The 18,923-nt window shown below is 64.0% G+C and carries 11 protein-coding genes and 4 pseudogenes; 6 read left to right on the top strand and 9 right to left on the bottom strand.

Annotated features, from left to right (window positions below):
• Positions 1–25: 25 nt before the first annotated feature.
• Positions 26–1,144: a DUF2827 domain-containing protein gene (locus QFZ47_RS08175; RefSeq protein ID WP_307655167.1), complete on the bottom strand. Its 1,119-nt coding sequence runs from the start codon at positions 1,142–1,144 to the stop codon at positions 26–28.
• Positions 1,145–1,590: 446 nt separating this feature from the next.
• Here QFZ47_RS08175 and QFZ47_RS28875 point away from each other — a divergent pair.
• Positions 1,591–1,656, top strand: a pseudogene (locus QFZ47_RS28875) (ESPR domain-containing protein); the annotation flags it as partial.
• Positions 1,657–1,719: 63 nt separating this feature from the next.
• Positions 1,720–8,373, top strand: a pseudogene (locus QFZ47_RS28870) (beta strand repeat-containing protein); the annotation flags it as partial.
• A 53-nt stretch (positions 8,374–8,426) separates the two neighbouring features.
• Here the strand turns inward: QFZ47_RS28870 and QFZ47_RS28930 are convergent.
• Entirely contained in the window at positions 8,427–8,582 is a 156-nt protein-coding gene (locus QFZ47_RS28930; RefSeq protein ID WP_442480557.1) for a hypothetical protein, read from the bottom strand.
• Between QFZ47_RS28930 and QFZ47_RS08155 the strand changes: the two genes are divergently transcribed.
• From QFZ47_RS08155 to QFZ47_RS08140, 4 genes are read left to right on the top strand one after another with little or no spacing between them, the layout of a single operon-like run.
• Positions 8,581–9,420, top strand: a complete 840-nt coding sequence (locus tag QFZ47_RS08155) for a YadA-like family protein (protein ID WP_442480562.1) — start codon at positions 8,581–8,583, stop codon at positions 9,418–9,420. The genes QFZ47_RS28930 and QFZ47_RS08155 overlap by 2 nt on opposite strands.
• A gap of 17 nt (positions 9,421–9,437) precedes the next feature.
• Positions 9,438–10,589, top strand: a complete 1,152-nt coding sequence (locus QFZ47_RS08150; RefSeq protein WP_307655165.1) for a DUF2827 family protein — start codon at positions 9,438–9,440, stop codon at positions 10,587–10,589.
• A complete protein-coding gene (locus tag QFZ47_RS08145; protein WP_307655164.1) occupies positions 10,586–11,734 on the top strand; it encodes a DUF2827 domain-containing protein in 1,149 nt (382 codons plus the stop codon). Before QFZ47_RS08150 ends, QFZ47_RS08145 begins: the two co-directional genes overlap by 4 nt.
• Positions 11,735–11,742: 8 nt before the next feature.
• The gene (locus QFZ47_RS08140; protein ID WP_307655163.1) at positions 11,743–12,366 is read left to right on the top strand and encodes a hypothetical protein; all 624 of its coding nucleotides are present in this window, start codon (positions 11,743–11,745) and stop codon (positions 12,364–12,366) included.
• An 86-nt stretch (positions 12,367–12,452) separates the two neighbouring features.
• Here the strand turns inward: QFZ47_RS08140 and QFZ47_RS08135 are convergent, their stop codons facing one another.
• The 7 genes and pseudogenes from QFZ47_RS08135 to QFZ47_RS08105 form a co-directional block, all read right to left on the bottom strand.
• Complete coding sequence (locus tag QFZ47_RS08135) at positions 12,453–12,734, bottom strand: hypothetical protein (RefSeq protein ID WP_307655162.1); 282 nt, start codon at positions 12,732–12,734, stop codon at positions 12,453–12,455.
• Positions 12,735–12,877: 143 nt separating this feature from the next.
• Positions 12,878–13,807, bottom strand: coding sequence for a YncE family protein (locus QFZ47_RS08130; protein WP_307655161.1), 930 nt, complete (start codon positions 13,805–13,807; stop codon positions 12,878–12,880).
• Entirely contained in the window at positions 13,804–14,733 is a 930-nt protein-coding gene (locus QFZ47_RS08125) for an SMP-30/gluconolactonase/LRE family protein (RefSeq protein ID WP_307655160.1), read from the bottom strand. Before QFZ47_RS08125 ends, QFZ47_RS08130 begins: the two co-directional genes overlap by 4 nt.
• Before the next feature lie 5 nt (positions 14,734–14,738).
• Positions 14,739–15,563: a carbohydrate ABC transporter permease gene (locus QFZ47_RS08120; RefSeq protein ID WP_307655159.1), complete on the bottom strand. Its 825-nt coding sequence runs from the start codon at positions 15,561–15,563 to the stop codon at positions 14,739–14,741.
• Between the two features lie 9 nt (positions 15,564–15,572).
• Positions 15,573–16,448: a carbohydrate ABC transporter permease gene (locus QFZ47_RS08115; RefSeq protein ID WP_307655158.1), complete on the bottom strand. Its 876-nt coding sequence runs from the start codon at positions 16,446–16,448 to the stop codon at positions 15,573–15,575.
• A 5-nt stretch (positions 16,449–16,453) separates the two neighbouring features.
• Positions 16,454–17,626, bottom strand: a pseudogene (locus tag QFZ47_RS08110) (extracellular solute-binding protein); the annotation flags it as partial.
• Between the two features lie 194 nt (positions 17,627–17,820).
• Positions 17,821–18,913 (bottom strand): annotated as a pseudogene (locus tag QFZ47_RS08105) (ABC transporter ATP-binding protein).
• Positions 18,914–18,923: the final 10 nt, after the last annotated feature.

Here is an 18,923-nt window from a genome sequence, read left to right as displayed (position 1 = left end):
CTGCTCCCAGGTCCCTGCTGGTAGATCAGCGGGCCGGACGCAGCCGCAGGCCAACCAGGAGTTCGTTGTAAGACGCGGTAGCGGCGGCGTTTCCAGGCAGGTAGCGGTGAATCAGGGCACGCTGGTGCGAACGGTAGGAGTCGGCCTGTTCGTCGTGTGTCTCCAATGCCTCCAGCACGCGGGCGCCGCCGCCCCTCACATCGTTGCCTTCGTAGTAGTAGCCGAGATCCGGGCACAGGTGCGCGTTGTGCACCAGCGGATAACCCTGCCAGCAGGTCTCCAGATAAAAGTAGTTGAGCGGGTTTTCCCACTGGTGCGAGATCACGATGTCCGTGTTCTGTGCCAGAAAGACCGGCGTTTCATGCCGTCCCAGGAACACGGCCTTGTGCTGGCGCACGATGTCGAGCTGGTTCATCAGCGTGATGAACTCCGTATTCTGCGTGGCCAGCCGCTCGGTGTTCGTCACTTGCAGCAGCGCGACAGCCTCCGGGCGGGCGCGGTAGGCGAGTTCCGCGATCAGTATCGGATAGAGGCAGAACTTCACCACGTTGATGTTCGGCTCCATCACTGTGAGCCGGCGCGCCCCGCCGCGCGGCCGGTAGATGCCCGCCTCAGGTAGCGTTCGCGTGCGCTCATCGAGGAAAACGGGGCTCCAGACGAAAGGCACCGGCCGGGCATCGCTGCGACGCAATACCTCGAAATAGGGCTGGCTGATGTTGGCCACCTGCGGAACCATCCAGATGTCGTCGTAGCGCTGGTTGACAAACAGGTTCTGGCCCCACAGCGGCTTGTTGAAGAGCATCGACTCCATCGCGTGCACGTACTCGAAGCCGCAGCAGTACGAGACCAGTCTCGCTCCGCGTTGCTTGAGGTAGTCGGTCTGGTCCGGATCGATCTGGCCGCCCAGTTCAATCAGCACGTCCACCGAATCCTTGGCGTCGTCGAACGTCCGCGTGGGCCAGCGTCGCTGGTCCCAGGGCAGGGCGGATGTGATTGGCACGGCTGTCGTGTTGACCAGCACCACCGAGTCCACCGACGGGCAGTGCTTCAGCGCTTCGGCCAGAAACACCGCGTTCTGCTTGATCCCGTTGTTCCAAAGAGTTTCAGCCTGGTGGTGCAGGCCGATGGTGATGCCGATGCGCATGTAGTTTTCCGGACGGTCGAGAAGATTTGTGAATTAGTGCACATCCCACCATGAGCAAGGGGAAGGGGCTGTTGTCGATTCCGGATTGCAACGACGCGCTTGCACTGCTTGTCATTACTGCTGCGCTGTCAGGCATCGGTCGTCTTTGAACACCTCAAGCATCTGAATACTATCGTTACAAGATTCATACCTATGCAGGAAGAGGGGGTTGGCAAAGCCGGCCAATGAGCTCTTGGAAAACCCGCTTCGTCGTGTAGTCGCGTCGCGATAAGGGTAGTTCATGTGACCGCGCGCGCAACCGTTCTTCTTCGGTGCGATTCGCGCCACTTCCTTCGTTCATTCATTCATATCAATCCGCGAGGCCTCATCGCAGCGTTTGTCCAACGCGGGCGTAAGGCTTCTGGTCTTCCGCGTCTTCAAAAAGCGATCTCTTAAGTCCTCTTTTCATGAACAAGTCATATCGGTCAATCTGGAATGAATCGCTCGGCGCGTGGGTGGCGGCGTCTGAGCTGACAAAGACGAGAAGAAAAGGCGGCAAGTCAGGAGGGACTGCCACATCGGTTTTCCGCTTGGGAATGGTCGGCGTGTCCATCGCTCTGCTGTTCGGATTGGGGGTGCCATTTCCGGTTCGTGCGGGCAACGCGGGGTACTTCAACGACGGGACCGACAGTGGATGCCAAGCCATCTCGGACCCGGGCGGTACCAGCGCAATCGTATCGTCGAACTGTCTGACGACCGACAAAGCCACCCAGATCAATCGCGTGCTGTTCTATGGTTCTTCGGGCAGTGCCGGTGCAACGTCGCTCTCGCTGGGAGGCGAGCTCTTCGTCAATACCAGCGCGCAAATCAACAATCTGAGTGTCAACAACACCAAGATCACCAATGTCGCCCCCGGCACGATCAGTGCCACGAGCACCGATGCCATCAACGGCTCTCAGCTCTACTCGCTTTCGACCTCGAGCTCCACGGGCCTGAGCACTGCGACCAGCAGCATTTCCAGCCTGTCCACCTCGGCTTCGACGAGCGTCAGCAGTTTGTCCACGGGTGTGAGCTCGTTGTCGACTTCGGCGTCGACTGGTATCAGCTCGCTGTCCACGGGCGTGAGCAGCCTAAGTACGTCGACCTCGACGGGCATCAGCAGCTTGTCCACCGGTGTGAGTTCGTTGTCGACTTCGACGTCGACGGGTATCAGCTCGCTGTCCACTGGCGTGAGCAGCCTGAGTACGTCGACTTCGACGGGCATCGGCAGCTTGTCCACGGGTGTGGGTTCGCTGTCGACTTCGACGTCGACGGGTATCAACTCGCTGTCCACAGGTGTGAGCAGTTTGAGCACGTCGACTTCGACGGGGATCAGCAGCTTGTCCAGCGGTGTGAACTCGCTGTCCACCGGCATCGATAGCCTGAGCACGTCGACTTCCTCCGGCATCGGCAGCCTGTCCACTGGCGTGAGTTCGCTGTCGACTTCGACGTCGACGGGCATCAACTCGCTGTCCACAGGCGTGAGCAGCCTGAGCACGTCGGCTTCGACGGGCATTGGTAGCCTGTCCACGGGGGTGAGTTCGCTGTCAACTTCGACGTCGACCGGCATCAACTCGCTGTCCACAGGCGTGAGCAGCTTGAGCACGTCGACCTCGACTGGCATCGGCAGCTTGTCCACGGGCGTGAGTTCGCTGTCTACCGGCATCGATAGCCTGAGCACGTCGGCTTCGACCGGCATCAGCAGCTTGTCCAGCGGTGTGAGTTCGCTGTCGACTTCGACGTCGACGGGTATCAACTCGCTGTCCACAGGCGTGAGCAGCCTGAGTACGTCGACTTCGACGGGCATCGGCAGCTTGTCCACGGGTGTGAGCTCGCTGTCCACCGGCATCGATAGCCTGAGCACGTCGACCTCGACTGGCATCAGCAGCTTGTCCAGCGGCGTAAGTTCGCTGTCGACTTCGACGTCGACCGGCATCAACTCGCTATCCACGGGCGTGAGCAGCCTGAGCACATCGACCTCCACCGGCATCAGCAGCCTGTCTAGCGGTGTGAGTTCGCTGTCGACTTCGACCTCGACTGGTATTAACTCGCTGTCCACGGGCGTGAGCAGCCTGAGCACGTCGACCTCGACGGGCATCAGCAGCCTGTCCACCGGTGTGAGTTCGTTGTCGACTTCGACGTCGACCGGCATCAACTCGCTGTCCACAGGCGTGAGCAGCCTGAGCACTTCGACCTCCACCGGCATCAGCAGCTTGTCCACGGGCGTGAGCTCGCTGTCCACCGGCATGGATAGCCTGAGCACATCGACCTCGACCGGCATCGGCAGCCTGTCCACTGGCGTGAGTTCGCTGTCGACTTCGACGTCGACTGGTATTAACTCGCTGTCCACGGGCGTGAGCAGCCTGAGTACGTCGACCTCGACGGGCATCAGCAGCTTGTCCAGCGGCGTGAGTTCGCTGTCCACGGGCGTGAGCTCGCTGTCCACCGGCATCGATAGCCTGAGCACGTCGACCTCCACCGGCATCGGCAGCCTGTCCTCGGGTGTGAGTTCGTTGTCGACCGGCATCAGCAGCTTGTCCAGCGGCGTGAGTTCGCTGTCGACTTCGACCTCGACGGGTATCAGCAGCTTGAGCACGTCGACCTCCACCGGCATCAGCAGCCTGTCCACCGGTGTGAGTTCGTTGTCCACGGGCGTGAGTTCGCTGTCGACTTCGACGTCGACTGGTATCAGCAGCCTGAGCACGTCGACCTCGACTGGCATCGGCAGCTTGTCCACCGGCGTGAGTTCGTTGTCCACGGGCATCGATAGCCTGAGCACGTCGGCTTCGACAGGCATCAGCAGTCTGTCCACCGGTGTGAGTTCGTTGTCGACTTCCACGTCGACTGGTATCAGCAGCCTGAGCACGTCCACCTCGACGGGTATCAGCAGCTTGTCCACCGGTGTGGGTTCGCTGTCAACTTCGACGTCGACCGGCATCAGCTCGCTGTCCACCGGCGTGAGCAGCCTGAGTATGTCGACTTCGACGGGCATCGGCAGCTTGTCCACGGGTGTGAGTTCGCTGTCGACTTCGACGTCGACCGGCATCAACTCGCTATCCACGGGCGTGAGCAGCCTGAGCACATCGACTTCCACCGGCATCAGCAGCTTGTCCACTGGTGTGAGCTCGTTGTCCACCGGCATCGATAGCCTGAGCACATCGACCTCGACGGGCATCGGCAGCTTATCCACTGGCGTGAGTTCGCTGTCGACTTCGACGTCGACCGGCATCAACTCGCTGTCCACTGGCGTGAGCAGCCTGAGCACGTCGACTTCGACGGGCATCGGCAGCTTATCCACGGGTGTGAGTTCGTTGTCCACCGGCATTGATAGCCTGAGTACGTCGACCTCGACGGGCATCAGCAGCCTGTCCACGGGTGTGAGTTCGTTGTCGACTTCGACGTCGACTGGTATCAGCAGCCTGAGCACGTCGACCTCGACGGGCATCGGCAGCTTGTCCACCGGTGTGAGCTCGCTGTCCACCGGCATCGACAGCCTGAGCACGTCGACCTCGACCGGCATCAGCAGCCTGTCCACTGGCGTGAGTTCGCTGTCGACTTCGACGTCGACCGGCATCAACTCGCTGTCCACGGGTGTGAGCAGTCTGAGCACGTCGGCTTCGACGGGCATCGGCAGCTTGTCCACGTCGACCTCATCGGGCCTGAGCACCGCGACCAGCGGCATCAGCAGCTTATCGACGGGCTTGAGCACGACCGACAGCAACGTTGCCAGCTTGTCCACGTCGACCTCGTCGGGCCTGAGCACCGCGACCAGTAGTATCAGCAGCCTGTCGACCGGTCTTAGCACGACAGACAGCAACGTTGCCAGCTTGTCCACTTCGACGTCAACGGGCTTGAGCACCGCGACCAGCGGTATCAGCAGTCTGTCCACCGGTCTAAGCACGACCGACAGCAATGTGGCCAGCTTGTCGACCTCGACCTCCACGGGTCTGAGCACGGCCACGAGCGGCATTGACAGCTTGTCGACCTCTACCTCGTCTGGCTTGAGCACTGCGACGAGTGGTATCAGTAGCCTGTCCACCGGTCTGAGCACCGCGACGAGCGGCATCAGCAGTTTGTCGACGGGTCTGAGCACGACGGACAGTAACGTGGCCAGCTTGTCCACTTCGACGTCAACGGGCCTGAGCACCGCGACCAGCGGTATCAGCAGCCTGTCGACGGGCCTGAGCACGACGGACAGTAACGTTGCCAGCTTGTCTACCTCGACCTCCACGGGTCTGAGCACGGCCACGAGCAGCATCGACAGCTTGTCGACCTCCACCTCGTCTGGCTTGAGCACCGCCACCAGCGGCATCAGTAGTCTGTCGACAGGACTGAGCACGACGGACAGCAACGCGGCCAGCTTATCCACCTCAACCTCTACGGGTCTGAGCACGGCCACGAGCAGCATTGACAGCTTGTCCACGTCGACCTCGTCTGGCTTGAGCACTGCGACCAGCGGTATCAGCAGCCTGTCCACCGGTCTGAGCACAACGGACAGCAACCTGGCCAGCTTGTCTACCTCGACCTCCATGGGTCTGAGCACGGCCACCAGCAGCATCGATAGCTTGTCGACCTCTACCTCGTCTGGCTTGAGCACTGCGACCAGCGGTATCAGCAGCCTGTCCACCGGACTGAGCACTACAGACAGCAATGTGGCCAGCTTGTCAACCTCGACCTCCACAGGTCTGAGCACTGCGACGAGCAGCATCGACAGCCTGTCCACGTCGACCTCGTCGGGCCTGAGCACTGCGACGAGTGGCATCAGCAGTTTGTCGACGAGCCTGAGCACGACCGACAGTAACGTGGCCAGCCTGTCGACCTCGACGTCTACCGGCCTGAGCACTGCGACGAGCAACATCGACAGCTTGTCGACTTCCACCTCGTCTGGCTTAAGCACTGCGACCAGTGGCATCAGCAGCCTGTCGACGGGCCTGAGCACGACGGACAGCAACGTTGCCAGCTTGTCCACTTCGACGTCAACGGGCCTGAGCACCGCGACCAGCGGTATCAGCAGTCTGTCGACGTCGACTTCGACCGGCATTAACAGCCTGTCGACGGGTCTGAGCACGACCGACAGTAACGTTGCCAGCCTGTCGACCTCGACGTCCACCGGCCTGAGCACCGCCACGAGCAGCATCGACAGCTTGTCCACGTCAACCTCGTCGGGTCTGAGCACTGCGACGAGCAGCATCGACAGCCTGTCCACCTCAACCTCATCGGGACTCAGCACTGCGACCAGCGGTATAAGCAGCCTGTCCACAGGCCTGAGCACGACAGACAGCAATGTGGCCAGCTTGTCCACGTCGACCTCGTCGGGCCTGAGCACTGCGACGAGTGGTATCAGCAGCCTGTCCACCGGCCTGAGCACGACCGACGGCAACGTCGCCAGTTTGTCTACTTCGACGTCTACGGGCTTGAGCACTGCGACCAGTGGCATCAGCAGTCTGTCGACGAGCCTGAGCACGACCGACAGCAACGTGGCCAGTTTGTCCACGTCGACCTCGTCGGGCCTGAGCACCGCGACCAGCGGCATCAACAGCCTTTCGACGGGGCTGAGCACGACAGACAGCAACGTCTCCAGCTTGTCCACTTCGACTTCAACGGGCCTGAGCACCGCGACCAGTGGTATCAGCAGTCTGTCGACGGGCCTGAGCACGACGGACAGCAACGTGGCCAGCTTGTCGACCTCGACCTCTACGGGTCTGAGCACAGCCACGAGCAGCATTGACAGCCTGTCCACGTCGACCTCGTCGGGCCTGAGCACTGCGACGAGCAGCATCGACAGCTTGTCCACGTCGACCTCGTCTGGCTTGAGCACCGCGACCAGCGGTATCAGCAGCTTGTCCACCGGTCTGAGCACGACAGACAGCAACGTAGCGAGCTTGTCGACCTCGACCTCCACAGGCCTGAGCACCGCCACCAGCAGCATCGACAGCTTGTCCACATCGACCTCGTCTGGCTTGAGCACTGCGACCAGTGGTGTCAGCAGCCTGTCCACCGGCCTGAGCACTGCGACCAGCAGCATCGGCAGTTTGTCGACATCTGCTTCGACCGGCATTAGCAGCGTTTCGACCAGCCTGAGCACGACCGACAGCAATCTCGCCATCTTGTCCGCATCAACGTCTACGGGCCTGAGCACCGCGACCAGCGGCATCAGCAGTCTGTCGACGTCCGCTTCGACTGGCATCAGCAGCCTGTCAACGGGCCTGAGCACCGCCACCAGCAACATCGACAGCCTGTCCACCGGTCTAAGCACGACAGACAGCAACGTGGCCAGCTTGTCTACCTCGACCTCGTCTGGCTTGAGCACCGCCACCAGCGGCATCAGCAGCCTGTCCACCGTTCTGAGCACGGCGGACAGCAATGTGGCCAGCTTGTCGACCTCGACCTCTACGGGACTGAGCACAGCCACCAGCAGCATCGGAAGTTTGTCGACATCGGCTTCGACCGGCATTAGCAGCCTTTCGGCGGGGCTGAGCACGACAGACAGCAATGTGGCCAGTTTGTCCACTTCGACCTCGTCGGGCCTGAGCACCGCGACCAGCAGCATCGGCAGTCTGTCGACGTCGGCTTCGACCGGCATCAGCAGCCTGTCCACCGGTCTAAGCACGACCGACAGTAATCTGGCCAACCTGTCGACCTCGACGTCTACTGGCCTGAGCACCGCCACCAGCAGCATCGACAGCTTGTCCACATCGACCTTGTCGGGCCTGAGCACCGCGACCAGCGGCATCAGCAGCCTGTCGACGAGCCTGAGCACCACCGACAGCAACGTGGCCAGCTTGTCGACCTCGACCTCTACGGGTCTGAGCACGGCCACGAGCAGCATCGGCAGCCTGTCCACGTCGACCTCGTCTGGCTTGAGCACCGCGACCAGTGGTATCAGCAGTCTGTCCACGAGCTTGAGCACGACCGACAGCAACGTGGCCAGCCTGTCGACCTCGACGTCCACCGGTCTGAGCACCGCGACCAGCAGCATCAGCAGTCTGTCGACGTCCGCTTCGACCGGCATCAGCAGCCTGTCGACGGGCCTGAGCACAACAGACAGCAACGTGGCCAGCTTGTCGACTTCGACCTCAACGGGCCTGAGCACCGCGACGAGCGGTATCAGCAGTCTGTCGACGTCCACTTCGACCGGCATCGGCAGCCTGTCGACCGGCCTGAGCACGACGAATGTCAACGTCAGCAACCTGAGCACGACCGTCAACACCATCAACGACAAGGGCGCCAAATACTTCCACGCCAACTCGACGGCTGCGGACGCTCAGGCCACCGGCCAGGAGGCCGTGGCGATCGGACCGCAGTCGGTGGCCAGCGGCGCCAACTCCTTTGCGGCTGGCAACGGTGCACGGGCCACGGCCGACAATGCGGTGGCGGTGGGTTTCGGCGCACAGGCCACGGGTGTGAATGCGATCGCCATGGGAACTGGTGCGCTGGCCACAGGCTCGCAGGCCATCGGTGCCAATGCCCGCGCAGGTGGTGGTGGTGTGGCCGTGGGCGACGGCGCGGATGCCGGCGGCACGCCACTGAGCCAAGCGCAGAACATCTCTCGCGGAACGGCCATCGGCTTTGGCGCGGTGGTGCAGCAGAGCGGCGGCGTTGCGCTGGGCTCGGGTTCGGTGGCCTCCACTGTGGCGGGCGTGGCCGGTTACGTGCCGGTGGGTGCGACGGCGCAGCAGGCGGCAGCCATCCAGGCAACCACCAGCACGCAGGCGGCGGTGTCGGTGGGCGACGCGGCCCACGGCCAGTACCGCCAGATCACCGGCGTGGCTGCCGGTACGGCCGACAGCGATGCGACCAACGTGGCGCAACTGCGCGCGGCCTCCAACACGGTGGCCGCCGGCAGCGTGCAGTACGCGACCAACCCGGATGGCTCAGTCAACTACAACCAGGTCACGCTGGGCAATGGCCAGGCACCGGGCGGTACGCGCATCAGCAATGTGGCGCCGGGCATCCTGCCGACGGACGCCGTCAACCTCGGCCAATTGAACCAGGTGCAGAGTCAGGTCGGCAGCGTGGCCCGCATCGCCTACTCGGGCACGGCCATGGCCTTTGCCATGTCGGGAACGTATCTGCCGACACTGTATCCCGGCGAGAAGACCGTGGGCGTGGGTCTTGGCAATTACAAGGGCTACGGCGCCGTGGCACTGAACTTCAAGGCGCTGTCCGACGACGGCAAGATGTCCTGGGGCGCGGGTCTGACGACCACGGGCAAGGAATGGGGCATCAACGCTGGCATCGGCTGGAAGTGGAAGTAACAAGCCGCTGAATCGGTATGCGCGTTGGTATTTCAGTCCTGACTCACGCTGGCCAGAACATCTGGGAAAACGGGATGGGGCAGAACGTCCTGTTTCTCGCCCGGCTGCTCCAACGCATCGAGTTCGTCGAATCCGTGACCCTGGTCGATGTCGGCGACCAACCGAGCATGCCGCCCCAGGTCGACGTTGCCGCCATGGGCCTGGGCTTCGGGCGGGCACGGGATCTGACCGGCGCGCTGGACGTGGTCATCGAGATGGCCGGTGCGCTCGATGTGCAATGGCTCTCCTATTTCCGCGCCTGCGGCGGCCGCGTGGTGTTCCATTGCGTGGGGCAGCCTTTCGTGGGGCTGGTGGAGCCGATCGTGTTCACCGACAAGGGCCACTTCAGCAGGCCCGACCGCTGCGACGAGGTGTGGCTGCTGCCCAAGGACGCAGTGTTCACGCCCATGATGCGCACCATGCATCGCTGCCCGGTGTTCGAGGTGCCTTATCTCTGGTCGCCGCAGTTCCTCGCCCAGCGCGTCGCGCAGGTCGAGGCATCGGGCCTTCGTTTCGGCTACGCGCCGCGTACGGTGCAGCAGCCGGGATTTCGCGTGGCGATCTTCGAGCCCAACATCTCGGTGGTGAAGTCCAGCAGCGTGCCCATGCTGATCTGCGACGAAGCCTACCGCGCAGATCGGGCCTCGGTGACCTCGATGCAGGTGCTCAACACCCTGCACCTCAAGGATCACCCGACCATGCTGTACCTGGCGAACTCGCTCGACATCGTGCGCCAGCACAAGGCGATCTTCCATGGCCGGCATGACTTCGCGGGCTTCATGGCGCAGTTCGCCGACGCCGTGGTTTCACATCAATGGCAGAACGACCAGAACTATTGCTACCTCGATGGACTCTACGGCAATTACCCGCTGGTGCACAACTCGCCCTGGCTGCGCGATGCGGGCTACTACTACCCCGACTTCGACATCGCCGCGGGCGCGGCGCAGCTGCTGCAGGCCGTGCGCGGCCATGACCGGCAGTTCGGCGACTACCGTGCCCGCTCGCAGCGGGTCTTTGATGCGGTCGATCCGCTGAACCTCGCGAACATCGATGGTTATGCGCAGCGCTTGCTGCACCTGGTGGGCGGCAACGCCGCATTCCGTGCCGAAAGCGCGAGGGTCGCCAGATGAGCGAAGCGCAACCAAAGACCGCCATGCCGGCGAAGTTGAAGGTCGGCGTTTCCATTTTTATCCGCAAGGGCGAGCAGAGCCTGTGGGAAAACGGCGTCTACCAGAACTGCCTGTTCCTGGTGATGCTGCTGTTGCGTTCGCCGCGCGTGGAAAGCGCCGTGCTGGTGGCCGGTGGTGGCGACGGCGGACCGGCGGATGCCACCAACTTTCTCGCCGATTCGCCGGTGCCCATCATCGACATGGCCACGGCCGGGCAGGAGCTCGACCTCATGATCGAGATGAGCGCCCAACTGGCCATGCCGTGGTCCGTGGCGTTCCGCGAGCGGGGCGGCAAGATCGTCTCGATGCGCGTGGGCAACGATTACGTGATCGACATCGAGCGCATGATTTTCGACAAGCCGCACGGCCTGCTGATCTCGGGCGCGCCCTACGACGAGGTCTGGACCATCCCCGAGTACGAGAGGTCGTGCAAGCCCTACTTCCAGAGCACCTTCCGCGCGCCGGTGCGGCTCATGCCGCATCTCTGGAGTCCGATGGTGCTGGAGCGTGCCATGGCACGGACGCCGCAAAGTTCGCCGTTTGCCTACGAGCCCGGCCGCAAGCAGTGGCGCGTGGCCATCTTCGAACCCAACATCTGCATGGTGAAGACAAGCTTCATCCCGATGCTCGGCTGCGAGGCGGCGCATCGCGCGCAGCCGAGGCTGATCGAGAAGATGTGGGTCTACAACAGTTTCCATCTGAAGGACAAGCCGCTGTTCGTCGGCTTCGCGCAGAGCCTGGACATCGTGCAGCATGGGTTGGCCAGCTTCGAGGGCCGCTTTCCGGTGTACCAGGTGGTGCCGGGCAAGATTGACGCCGTGTTTGCGCACCACTGGGAAAACGCGCAGAACTACCTCTATTACGAGGCCCTGTACGGCGGCTATCCGCTGATCCACAACTCGCACCTCGTCGGCGACTGCGGCTATCGCTATGACGACTTCGATTGCGAGGAGGGCGGGCGCGCCCTGCAGCGTGCATTCACCGAGCACGATGCCGACTTGCCGGCCTACCGCGAGCGCGCACGCCGTTTCATCGCCACGCTCGACCCCGAGGGCGAGGACAACGTGCGCAGCTACACCGCCGCCATCGAAAACCTTTACGCATGAGGCCCGCGATGAAGCCCACCCGACGGCCGCCCTGTCTGCTGCTGGCAGCCCTTGCATGGGCAACTGCCGGCACCGCGCTCGCCCAAGGCGTGCTGGTGCTTCAGGTGCCACCTGCGCCGCCGCTGGACACGCTCACGCGCGCCGCCGCCAGCGTGGGCATCAAGCGCTGCCTGCCGGCCATCACGCGGCTTTCGACACTCACCGTGCAGGGCAGCCGCAGCCACGACGTGCTGCTCGACTGGGACCGCAAGCGCCCCGATGCCGGGCCGATGTTCTCGCTGATAGGCATGGAGTTCCAGAACGCCGGGGTGGTCGGCTCGATCACTGCCATTCCCGACGACAGCGGCGCCTGCACCGTGTCCGCCGAGCGCATCTCGGTCGCGCCCTTCACGTGCGCGAGCGTCGGTCAGCAGGAGCTGGCGAGCTACAGAATGACGCGGCTACTGCCTAACTACGCGGTCTACACCGATGACAAGGAGCCGACCTCGTCGGTTTCGCTGATCGATTCACCGCCAGGCTGCCTGATCATCCGCCGCTATGTCGAGTACGGTTGGCGAGACCCGGCGGCCGCGAGCGCGCTCCCTGCGCCACCGACCGCTCCGGCGGGCACGCAGGCACCCAAGCGGCGCTGAGGGCGAAGGCCGTTGCGGTGCCGGGCCGAGCGTGCCAGCGATCCGTTGATCGTGGCGATGTCCTCGGTGATGCAGGCGGTCTGGGCTCAGTGAACGGCCGAGAGGGCCTGTCGCCGGGGAAGCGGCGGCTCAACGTTCTCCAACCGCCGCAGCACAGACCTCAGCTCGTCCTGCTCCGCATTCGTCAGCTCCCGCGCCAGGCGCCTGAGATCGGCCTGGTAGCAGGGCAGCATCAGCGCCGCCGTGAGCGCGTGGACATCGTTGCTGCGTGCAAGGCGCTCATTGCACGCAGCGATGCTTCGACAGATGCCGAGCGCCTGCGCGATACGGGTGTTCGTGCTGCTGTCGTTGCTGATCTTGATGCTCATCGCCGGCTCCTTGTGGTGCGCCGTGGATGGCGCCGCAAGGCAACTCTATGGACTGGCGAGCGCAGCGGGGAGTAACAAGATCGTCGTGAATCCGGCCGCTGCGGTAGGCTGCGTGCGAACTCGATCCGACTTGCCGGGACCGTTCACAGCAGCACGGTGCATGACACGTCCGGTTCGCGCTGCGTGTCGATGAAGCGCTCGAAGGCCAGCGTCTCCATGTTGAAGTAGCCGAGCCGGTCGTTGTCCTGGCTCACGAAGGCGAGCGGCCGGGTCGGATGGAAGCTCAGCGCAATGGCGCGCGCCTCCATCGGGATGCAGGCCAGTTCCCTCAGGCTCGCCGGATCGACCACCGACAGGCTACGCTCCCCGTAGTTGGTGACCACCAGCCGCCCGTCGCGGTACAGGTAGAGGCGTGTCGCGTCTTCGCGCGAGGGGGCATCGCGCAGGACCTTCATGGTGGCGGTGTCGATGGCCGCGAGCGTGTTGCTCCACCGGTTGCTGACGTAGAGCGTCTTCTCGTCGACCGAGAGCGCGTAGCCCTCGGGCTTCTCCCCGGGCGAGCAGGGCACCGGCGCCACTGTGGCGTCGTGCGGCCGGACCTTGGTCACTGTGTGCGAGAGCAGGTTCATCACGTAGGCCGTCTGTCCGTCGCGGGTGAGCGCAAACAGGTGGCTCTTGATGCCGCCGGCGGGCACTGCGCGGCGCGGCGCGGTGTCGGTCTCCGGGTGGTCGAGCACCACCAACTGCGCGCGGTCCTCGCTCAGCACGTAGAGACGGCCCTGTTCGTCCATCTGCATGCCGTGCAGCCGGTTGAAGGGCGCGATGTCGATGGTTCGAGAGAGCTTGCGCGCCGCGATGTCGATCTGGAAGATGCTGGTGCCGCCGTGGCCCGAATGGCCCGAGGTCTCGACGCCATAGTGGCCCACGTAGGCGAAACGCTTCGCCGCGTCCACCACGAACTCGTGCGGGAACTCCTCGAGGGCGATGCTGTGCAGCCGTTCACCGCTTTCGATGTCGTAGTAGCTGAAGCAGTGGCTGCACTTTTCCACCAGGAGCAGGATTTCTTGTGTCATGGGCGCTGGATTCCCTCGGTACGAAGAGTGATGCGGTAGAGCGACGTGCTCGCCGCGATGTAGAGCTGGTTGCGCCGCACGCCGCCGAAGCAAAGGTTGCCCACCTTCTCCGGCACGTGGATCTTGCCAAGAAGGCTGCCGTCGGGGTGGTAGACCTGCACGCTGTCGAGGCTGCTGGTGTAGAGCCAGCCCTGCACGTCGAGCCGAATGCCATCCGGCAGGCCGGGATTCACCTCGGCGAACACGCGGGGGTTCGCGAGGGCGTTGGCGCGCACGTCGAACACCATGAGGTGGTGGCGGCCGCTGCCGTCGCTGCGCATCGCCGCCGAGGTATCGCTCACGTAGAGCAGCGATTCATCGGGCGAGAAGGCGAGTCCGTTGGGCTCCTGCACCGCATCGGTCATGGCGTCGAGGCGACCGCTCGCCAGCTCGAAGCGGAACACGAAGTTGGCCGGCTGTTCGCGCTCCGCCCGGTGGCCTTCGCGGTCGCTGGCAATGCCGTAGGGCGGGTCGGTGAACCAGATCGTGCCGTCTCGCTTCACCACGATGTCGTTGGGCGAGTTGAGGCGCTTGCCGAGGTAGCGATCGACCACGATCTCGTCAGGCGTGTCGGCGCGCAGGCCACTGGGCAAGAGGCGTGTGCGCACGATCGCGCGCAGGCCATGTGAGCAGTGCAGAAGATCGCCGTTGAGATCGCGCGCGTGGCCGTTGGTGAACTCGACGGCGGTGCGCCATACCGTCATGCCCTCGCGCTCGCTCCAGCGCAGCATGCGGTTGTTCGGAATGTCGCTCCACAGCACGGCTTCGTCCTCGTGCATCCAGACCGGGCCTTCGCTCCACTGGGCGCCGGTGCAGAGTTTTTCCAACTGCGCGCCCTCGACGATAGGGCGCAGGCGCGCATCGAGAATTTCGATGGAGGCGTTCATGCGCGTCATCCCTTCACGGCACCGGCCGTGAGCCCGGTGATGATCTGGCGTGCAGCGACGAAGGTGAAGATCAGCGGCGGGATCGCGATCAGGCTGCCCATCGCCATCACTTTGCCCCAGTCGACGCCCATGTCGGTGATGAACAGCGACGCCGCCACCGGTAGCGTGCGCGTGTGCCGGTCGGTCAGCACCAGCGCCAGAATGAACTCGTTCCACGCGATGCGGAAAGTGAAGATCGAGGCCGCCGCCAGGCCCGGTGCCATGAGCGGCAGCAGCACCTTGACGAACACCTGGATCGGCCCGCAGCCGTCGATGGCCGCGGCTTCTTCCAGTTCGATGGGCACCTGCAGCACGAAGCCGTAGAGCAGCCAGATGGTGAATGGCAGGTTCACGGCCACGTACAGCAGCACGAGGCCCCAGAGGCTGTTGACCAGGTGCCACTGGTTCCAGATCATGAAGACCGGGATGGCCAGCACGGCCAGCGGCACGGTGCGCAGCAGCAGCGTGGCGTAGGCCACCGTGTTGCGCCCCGGGAACCGGAAGCGCGCCAGGCCATAGGCCGCCATGCAGCCCAGCACCAGCGTGACGGCCGTCGAGACGATGCCGACGAACAGGCTGTTCATCAGGTAGCTGCTGAACTTGTCTTCTTCCAGCACGGCGCGGTAGTTCTCCAGCGTGGGCGTGAAGATGAAGTTCAGCGGCTCGGCGAAGATATGCACCTGCTGGCGCAGGCTGGTGGTGAAGATCACGGCGATCGGTGCGATGCACAGCAAGGCCAGCGCGATCAGCATCGCGTAGTGCAACGCCACGATGAGGGGAGAGCGTTTCATGGGGCCGCCTTACCTGTCGTTCTTGAGTGGATTCGACAGCCGCAGCGCGCCCCACGACAGCAGTGCCACCACCAGCAGCAGGAGCACCGAGATCGCGGCGGCCGCGCCGAGCTGCTGGCCGACGAAGGCGGTCTTGTAGATGTGCAGCGCGAGGATCTCGGTCGAGTCGCCCGGTCCGCCGAAGGTCAGCACGTAGATCACTTCCAGCACGCGGAAGGCGTCGATCAGCCGCATCATCAGCGTGATGGCAATCACATGCATCACCATCGGCAGCTTGACCAGGAAGGTCATCTGCCACCACTTTGCGCCGTCGATGCGCGAGGCCTCGATCACGGCTCCGTCCACATTGGCCAAGGCTGCCACCATCATGATGAAGACGAAGGGCGTCCACTGCCAGATGTCGGCGATGACGATGGCAGCGAAGGCCAGGGTCGGGTCGGCCAGCCAGCCGCGCGCGGCAATGCCGAACAGGCCCAGGACCGCATTGACGAGGCCGAACTGCGCGTCGAACAAATAGCGCCAGGCCAGGCCGACCGCAATGGGCGCGATCATCATCGGCAGAATGAACAGCGTGCGGAAGAAGGCCGTGCCGCGCACCGGCTTTTCGAGTGCCAATGCGAGAGCGACGCCCAGCACCATCTCCGCGCTCACGCAAACAGCGGCGAAGAGCAGGGTGGTCCAGAGCGACGACCACACGCGTGGATTGGAGAATGCCGACACGAAGCTGTCCAGGCCGACCCAGCGCGCGTCGCTCCACGGCGTACCCATGCTCCAGTCGAAGAAGCCGAGCTGAAAGGCCGACAGCACCGGGTAGAGGCAGGCCGCCGCCATGATGAGCACGGCCGGGCCGACGTAGAAGGCCGGAATCCAGGGAGATGTACGCATCGCGGTCAGACCTTGTAGCCGCCCTCGCGCATGATCTGCGTGACCGGCGCCACCAGATCATTGAGCGCGGCTTCAGCCGTTTTCTTGCCCGTCAACGCCTCGGAGATGCCCACGCCCAGCGCCTGCACGTTGATCTTGTCCCACACCGGGATGATCGGCCGCCAGTCGGGGTTGGAGTACTTCAATGCCTCCCTGAAGGTGATGAACTCCGGGTACTGGCGCACCAGTTCGGCATCGACCATTGTCGAGTTGCGCACCGGAGTGCCGCCGGCCCGGGTGCAGGCCTTGTCCTGCGCCTTGGAGGTGAGCCACTGCATCAGCAGGAAGCCGGCCTCGGCGTTCTTCGCGTTCCTCGGAATCGCCAGGCCCAGGCCGCCCGACTGCGACGCGCGCTTCGCGCCCATCGGGTGCAAGGCCCAGCTCACCTTGCCGGCGATCCTCGATTTGGCCGGGTCGTTGACCAGGCCGGCGAGCGAGGTGGAATCGAGGTACATCGCGGCCTGGCCTTGCAGGAAGGCCGTGTTGCTCTCGCCCTGCCCATAGGCCGGGATGCCGGCCGGCCCGGTGGCCACCACCTCCTGCAGGAACTTGAGTGCCTTGACGCCCGCTTCGTCGTTGAAGCGCACCTTCCAACCGTCGTCGAAGACGCTGCCCCCAAGCGGGTTCAGGTGCAGCAGCCAGGCATGCACGCACTGGTGACCAGCCTGTCCGCGCGATGCCAATGCGCCGATGCCTTCCTTGTCCTTCAGCAGGCGCAGAAGCCTGGCGAAATCGTCGTAGTTGGTCGGTGGCTGCAGGTTGTGCTTGGCAAAGATGTCGCGGCGGTAGGCCAGCACCGAGGTCTCGGCGCCATAGGGCAGGCCGTAGAGCTGGGCGCCGGGACCTGCGAGGTAGCCTTTGGGGCCGCCGACCATGCCCAGGTTTTCCAGGTAGATCGGGACGATGTCGTTCAGGTCGTAGGCGGGATCGGCCAGCGCAGGATTCTTGAAGAAGCGCTCCAGTGGATGGATGAGGTTCTTGGCGACGTACTCGCCCTTCCACATCACCACGTAGCTCACCAGGTCGTAGTCGCCCTGCGGCTTGGCCATTTCGAGCAGGTGCTTTTCCTTCATGCGGCCCATGGCCAGCTTGTCCACGTCGACCTTGATGCCGGTCTCCTTGGTGAATTCAGGCAGGACCTTCAGCATCGCGTCGTAGTGCGGATGCGCCGGGATGCCGAAGGTCACGGTCTGGCCCGCGTATTTGGCATAGCGGCTCTGCGCGAGCGCCCCGCGCAAAGGCAGGCCGGCGCCGAACACCGTTGCCGCACTGCTCTTGACGAAATCTCTTCTCTTCATGACTGTCTCCCTGTTTGTCGATGGGTGGGGCGAAATCAGCGGCGCAAGGAGCGCCCGCTGCCGCTGTCGAAAACGTGCAGGTCTTCGCTGTCGAAGCCGAGGGCCACGTCGTGGTGCAGCAGCGCGTGGGCATCGCCGGGAAGCATTGCTGCCACGCGCTGGCCCGACGGCGTGGCCATGTGGCCGACGACCTGGCTTTCGGTGCCCAGGTACTCCACTACGTCCACCTTGACGGTCAGCCATGCCGCGTCCGGGCTGGCGCGCAGCGCCTGCGGGGCGCAGGCCCAGCGTCAGGCCCTGCTCGGGGCCGGGCGGATTGGCCGCCAGCCATGCGGGCGGCTGCCAGGCGAAGCCTTCGCCGCGCAACAGGCGCCGGCCGCCTTCCTCGACATAGCGGGCCTTGAAGAAATTCATGGTCGGCGTGCCGATGAAGCCCGCCACGAACAGGCTCGCCGGCCGAGTGAACACTTCCGACGGCGGGCCCACCTGCTGGATGCGGCCCTTGTCGAAGATCACGATGCGCGAGGCCAAGGTCATCGCCTCGATCTGGTCGTGCGTCACATAGACCGTGGTCTTGCCCAGCCGCTCGTGCAGTAGCGCGAGCTCGGCGCGCATGTGGCCGCGCAGCTTGGCGTCCAGGTTCGACAGCGGTTCATCGAACAGGAAGACCTTGGGCTCCCGCACGATCGCGCGGCCGATCGCCACGCGCTGGCGCTGCCCGCCCGAGAGTTCCTTGGGCTTGCGCGCGAGCAGGTGCCCGATGTTCAGCACCTTGGCGGCTGCCGTCACCTTGTCGTCGATCTCCGCCTTGGGCCGGCCCGCCAGGCGCAACGCGAACGACATGTTCGTGCCGACATCCATGTGCGGGTACAGCGCGTAGTTCTGAAACACCATCGCGATGTCGCGTGCCATCGGCGCCACGCGTGTGACGTCGCGCCCGCCGATGGTGATGTGTCCTTCGCTGACCTCTTCGAGCCCGGCGATCATGCGCAGCGTGGTGCTCTTCCCGCAGCCCGATTCACCCAGCAGCACGACGAACTCGCCATCGTCGATGCTGAGGTCCATCTGCTGCACTACGGTCACCTCGCCGAAGCGCTTGACCACGTTGTTCAATTCCAGTCCTGACATCGTGTCTCCT

Source organism: Variovorax paradoxus (assembly GCF_030815975.1).
Taxonomy (GTDB): domain Bacteria; phylum Pseudomonadota; class Gammaproteobacteria; order Burkholderiales; family Burkholderiaceae_C; genus Variovorax; species Variovorax paradoxus_N.
The sequence above is the reverse complement of the archived record's forward strand: the minus strand, read 5'-3'. Positions and strand labels throughout refer to the sequence as shown.

Excerpts from the sequence above, each read along its gene's own strand:
- QFZ47_RS08135 (WP_307655162.1), bottom strand. The coding sequence starts at position 12,734 with ATGAGCATCAAGATCAGCAACGACAGCAGCACGAACACCCGTATCGCG.
- QFZ47_RS08140 (WP_307655163.1), top strand. The coding sequence starts at position 11,743 with ATGAAGCCCACCCGACGGCCGCCCTGTCTGCTGCTGGCAGCCCTTGCA.
- QFZ47_RS08145 (WP_307655164.1), top strand. The coding sequence starts at position 10,586 with ATGAGCGAAGCGCAACCAAAGACCGCCATGCCGGCGAAGTTGAAGGTC.
- QFZ47_RS08130 (WP_307655161.1), bottom strand. The coding sequence starts at position 13,807 with ATGACACAAGAAATCCTGCTCCTGGTGGAAAAGTGCAGCCACTGCTTC.
- QFZ47_RS08115 (WP_307655158.1), bottom strand. The coding sequence starts at position 16,448 with ATGCGTACATCTCCCTGGATTCCGGCCTTCTACGTCGGCCCGGCCGTG.
- QFZ47_RS08125 (WP_307655160.1), bottom strand. The coding sequence starts at position 14,733 with ATGAACGCCTCCATCGAAATTCTCGATGCGCGCCTGCGCCCTATCGTC.
- QFZ47_RS28930 (WP_442480557.1), bottom strand. The coding sequence starts at position 8,582 with ATGGCGATCGCATTCACACCCGTGGCCTGTGCGCCGAAACCCACCGCC.
- QFZ47_RS08120 (WP_307655159.1), bottom strand. The coding sequence starts at position 15,563 with ATGAAACGCTCTCCCCTCATCGTGGCGTTGCACTACGCGATGCTGATC.
- QFZ47_RS08150 (WP_307655165.1), top strand. The coding sequence starts at position 9,438 with ATGCGCGTTGGTATTTCAGTCCTGACTCACGCTGGCCAGAACATCTGG.
- QFZ47_RS08175 (WP_307655167.1), bottom strand. The coding sequence starts at position 1,144 with ATGCGCATCGGCATCACCATCGGCCTGCACCACCAGGCTGAAACTCTT.
- QFZ47_RS08155 (WP_442480562.1), top strand. The coding sequence starts at position 8,581 with ATGGGAACTGGTGCGCTGGCCACAGGCTCGCAGGCCATCGGTGCCAAT.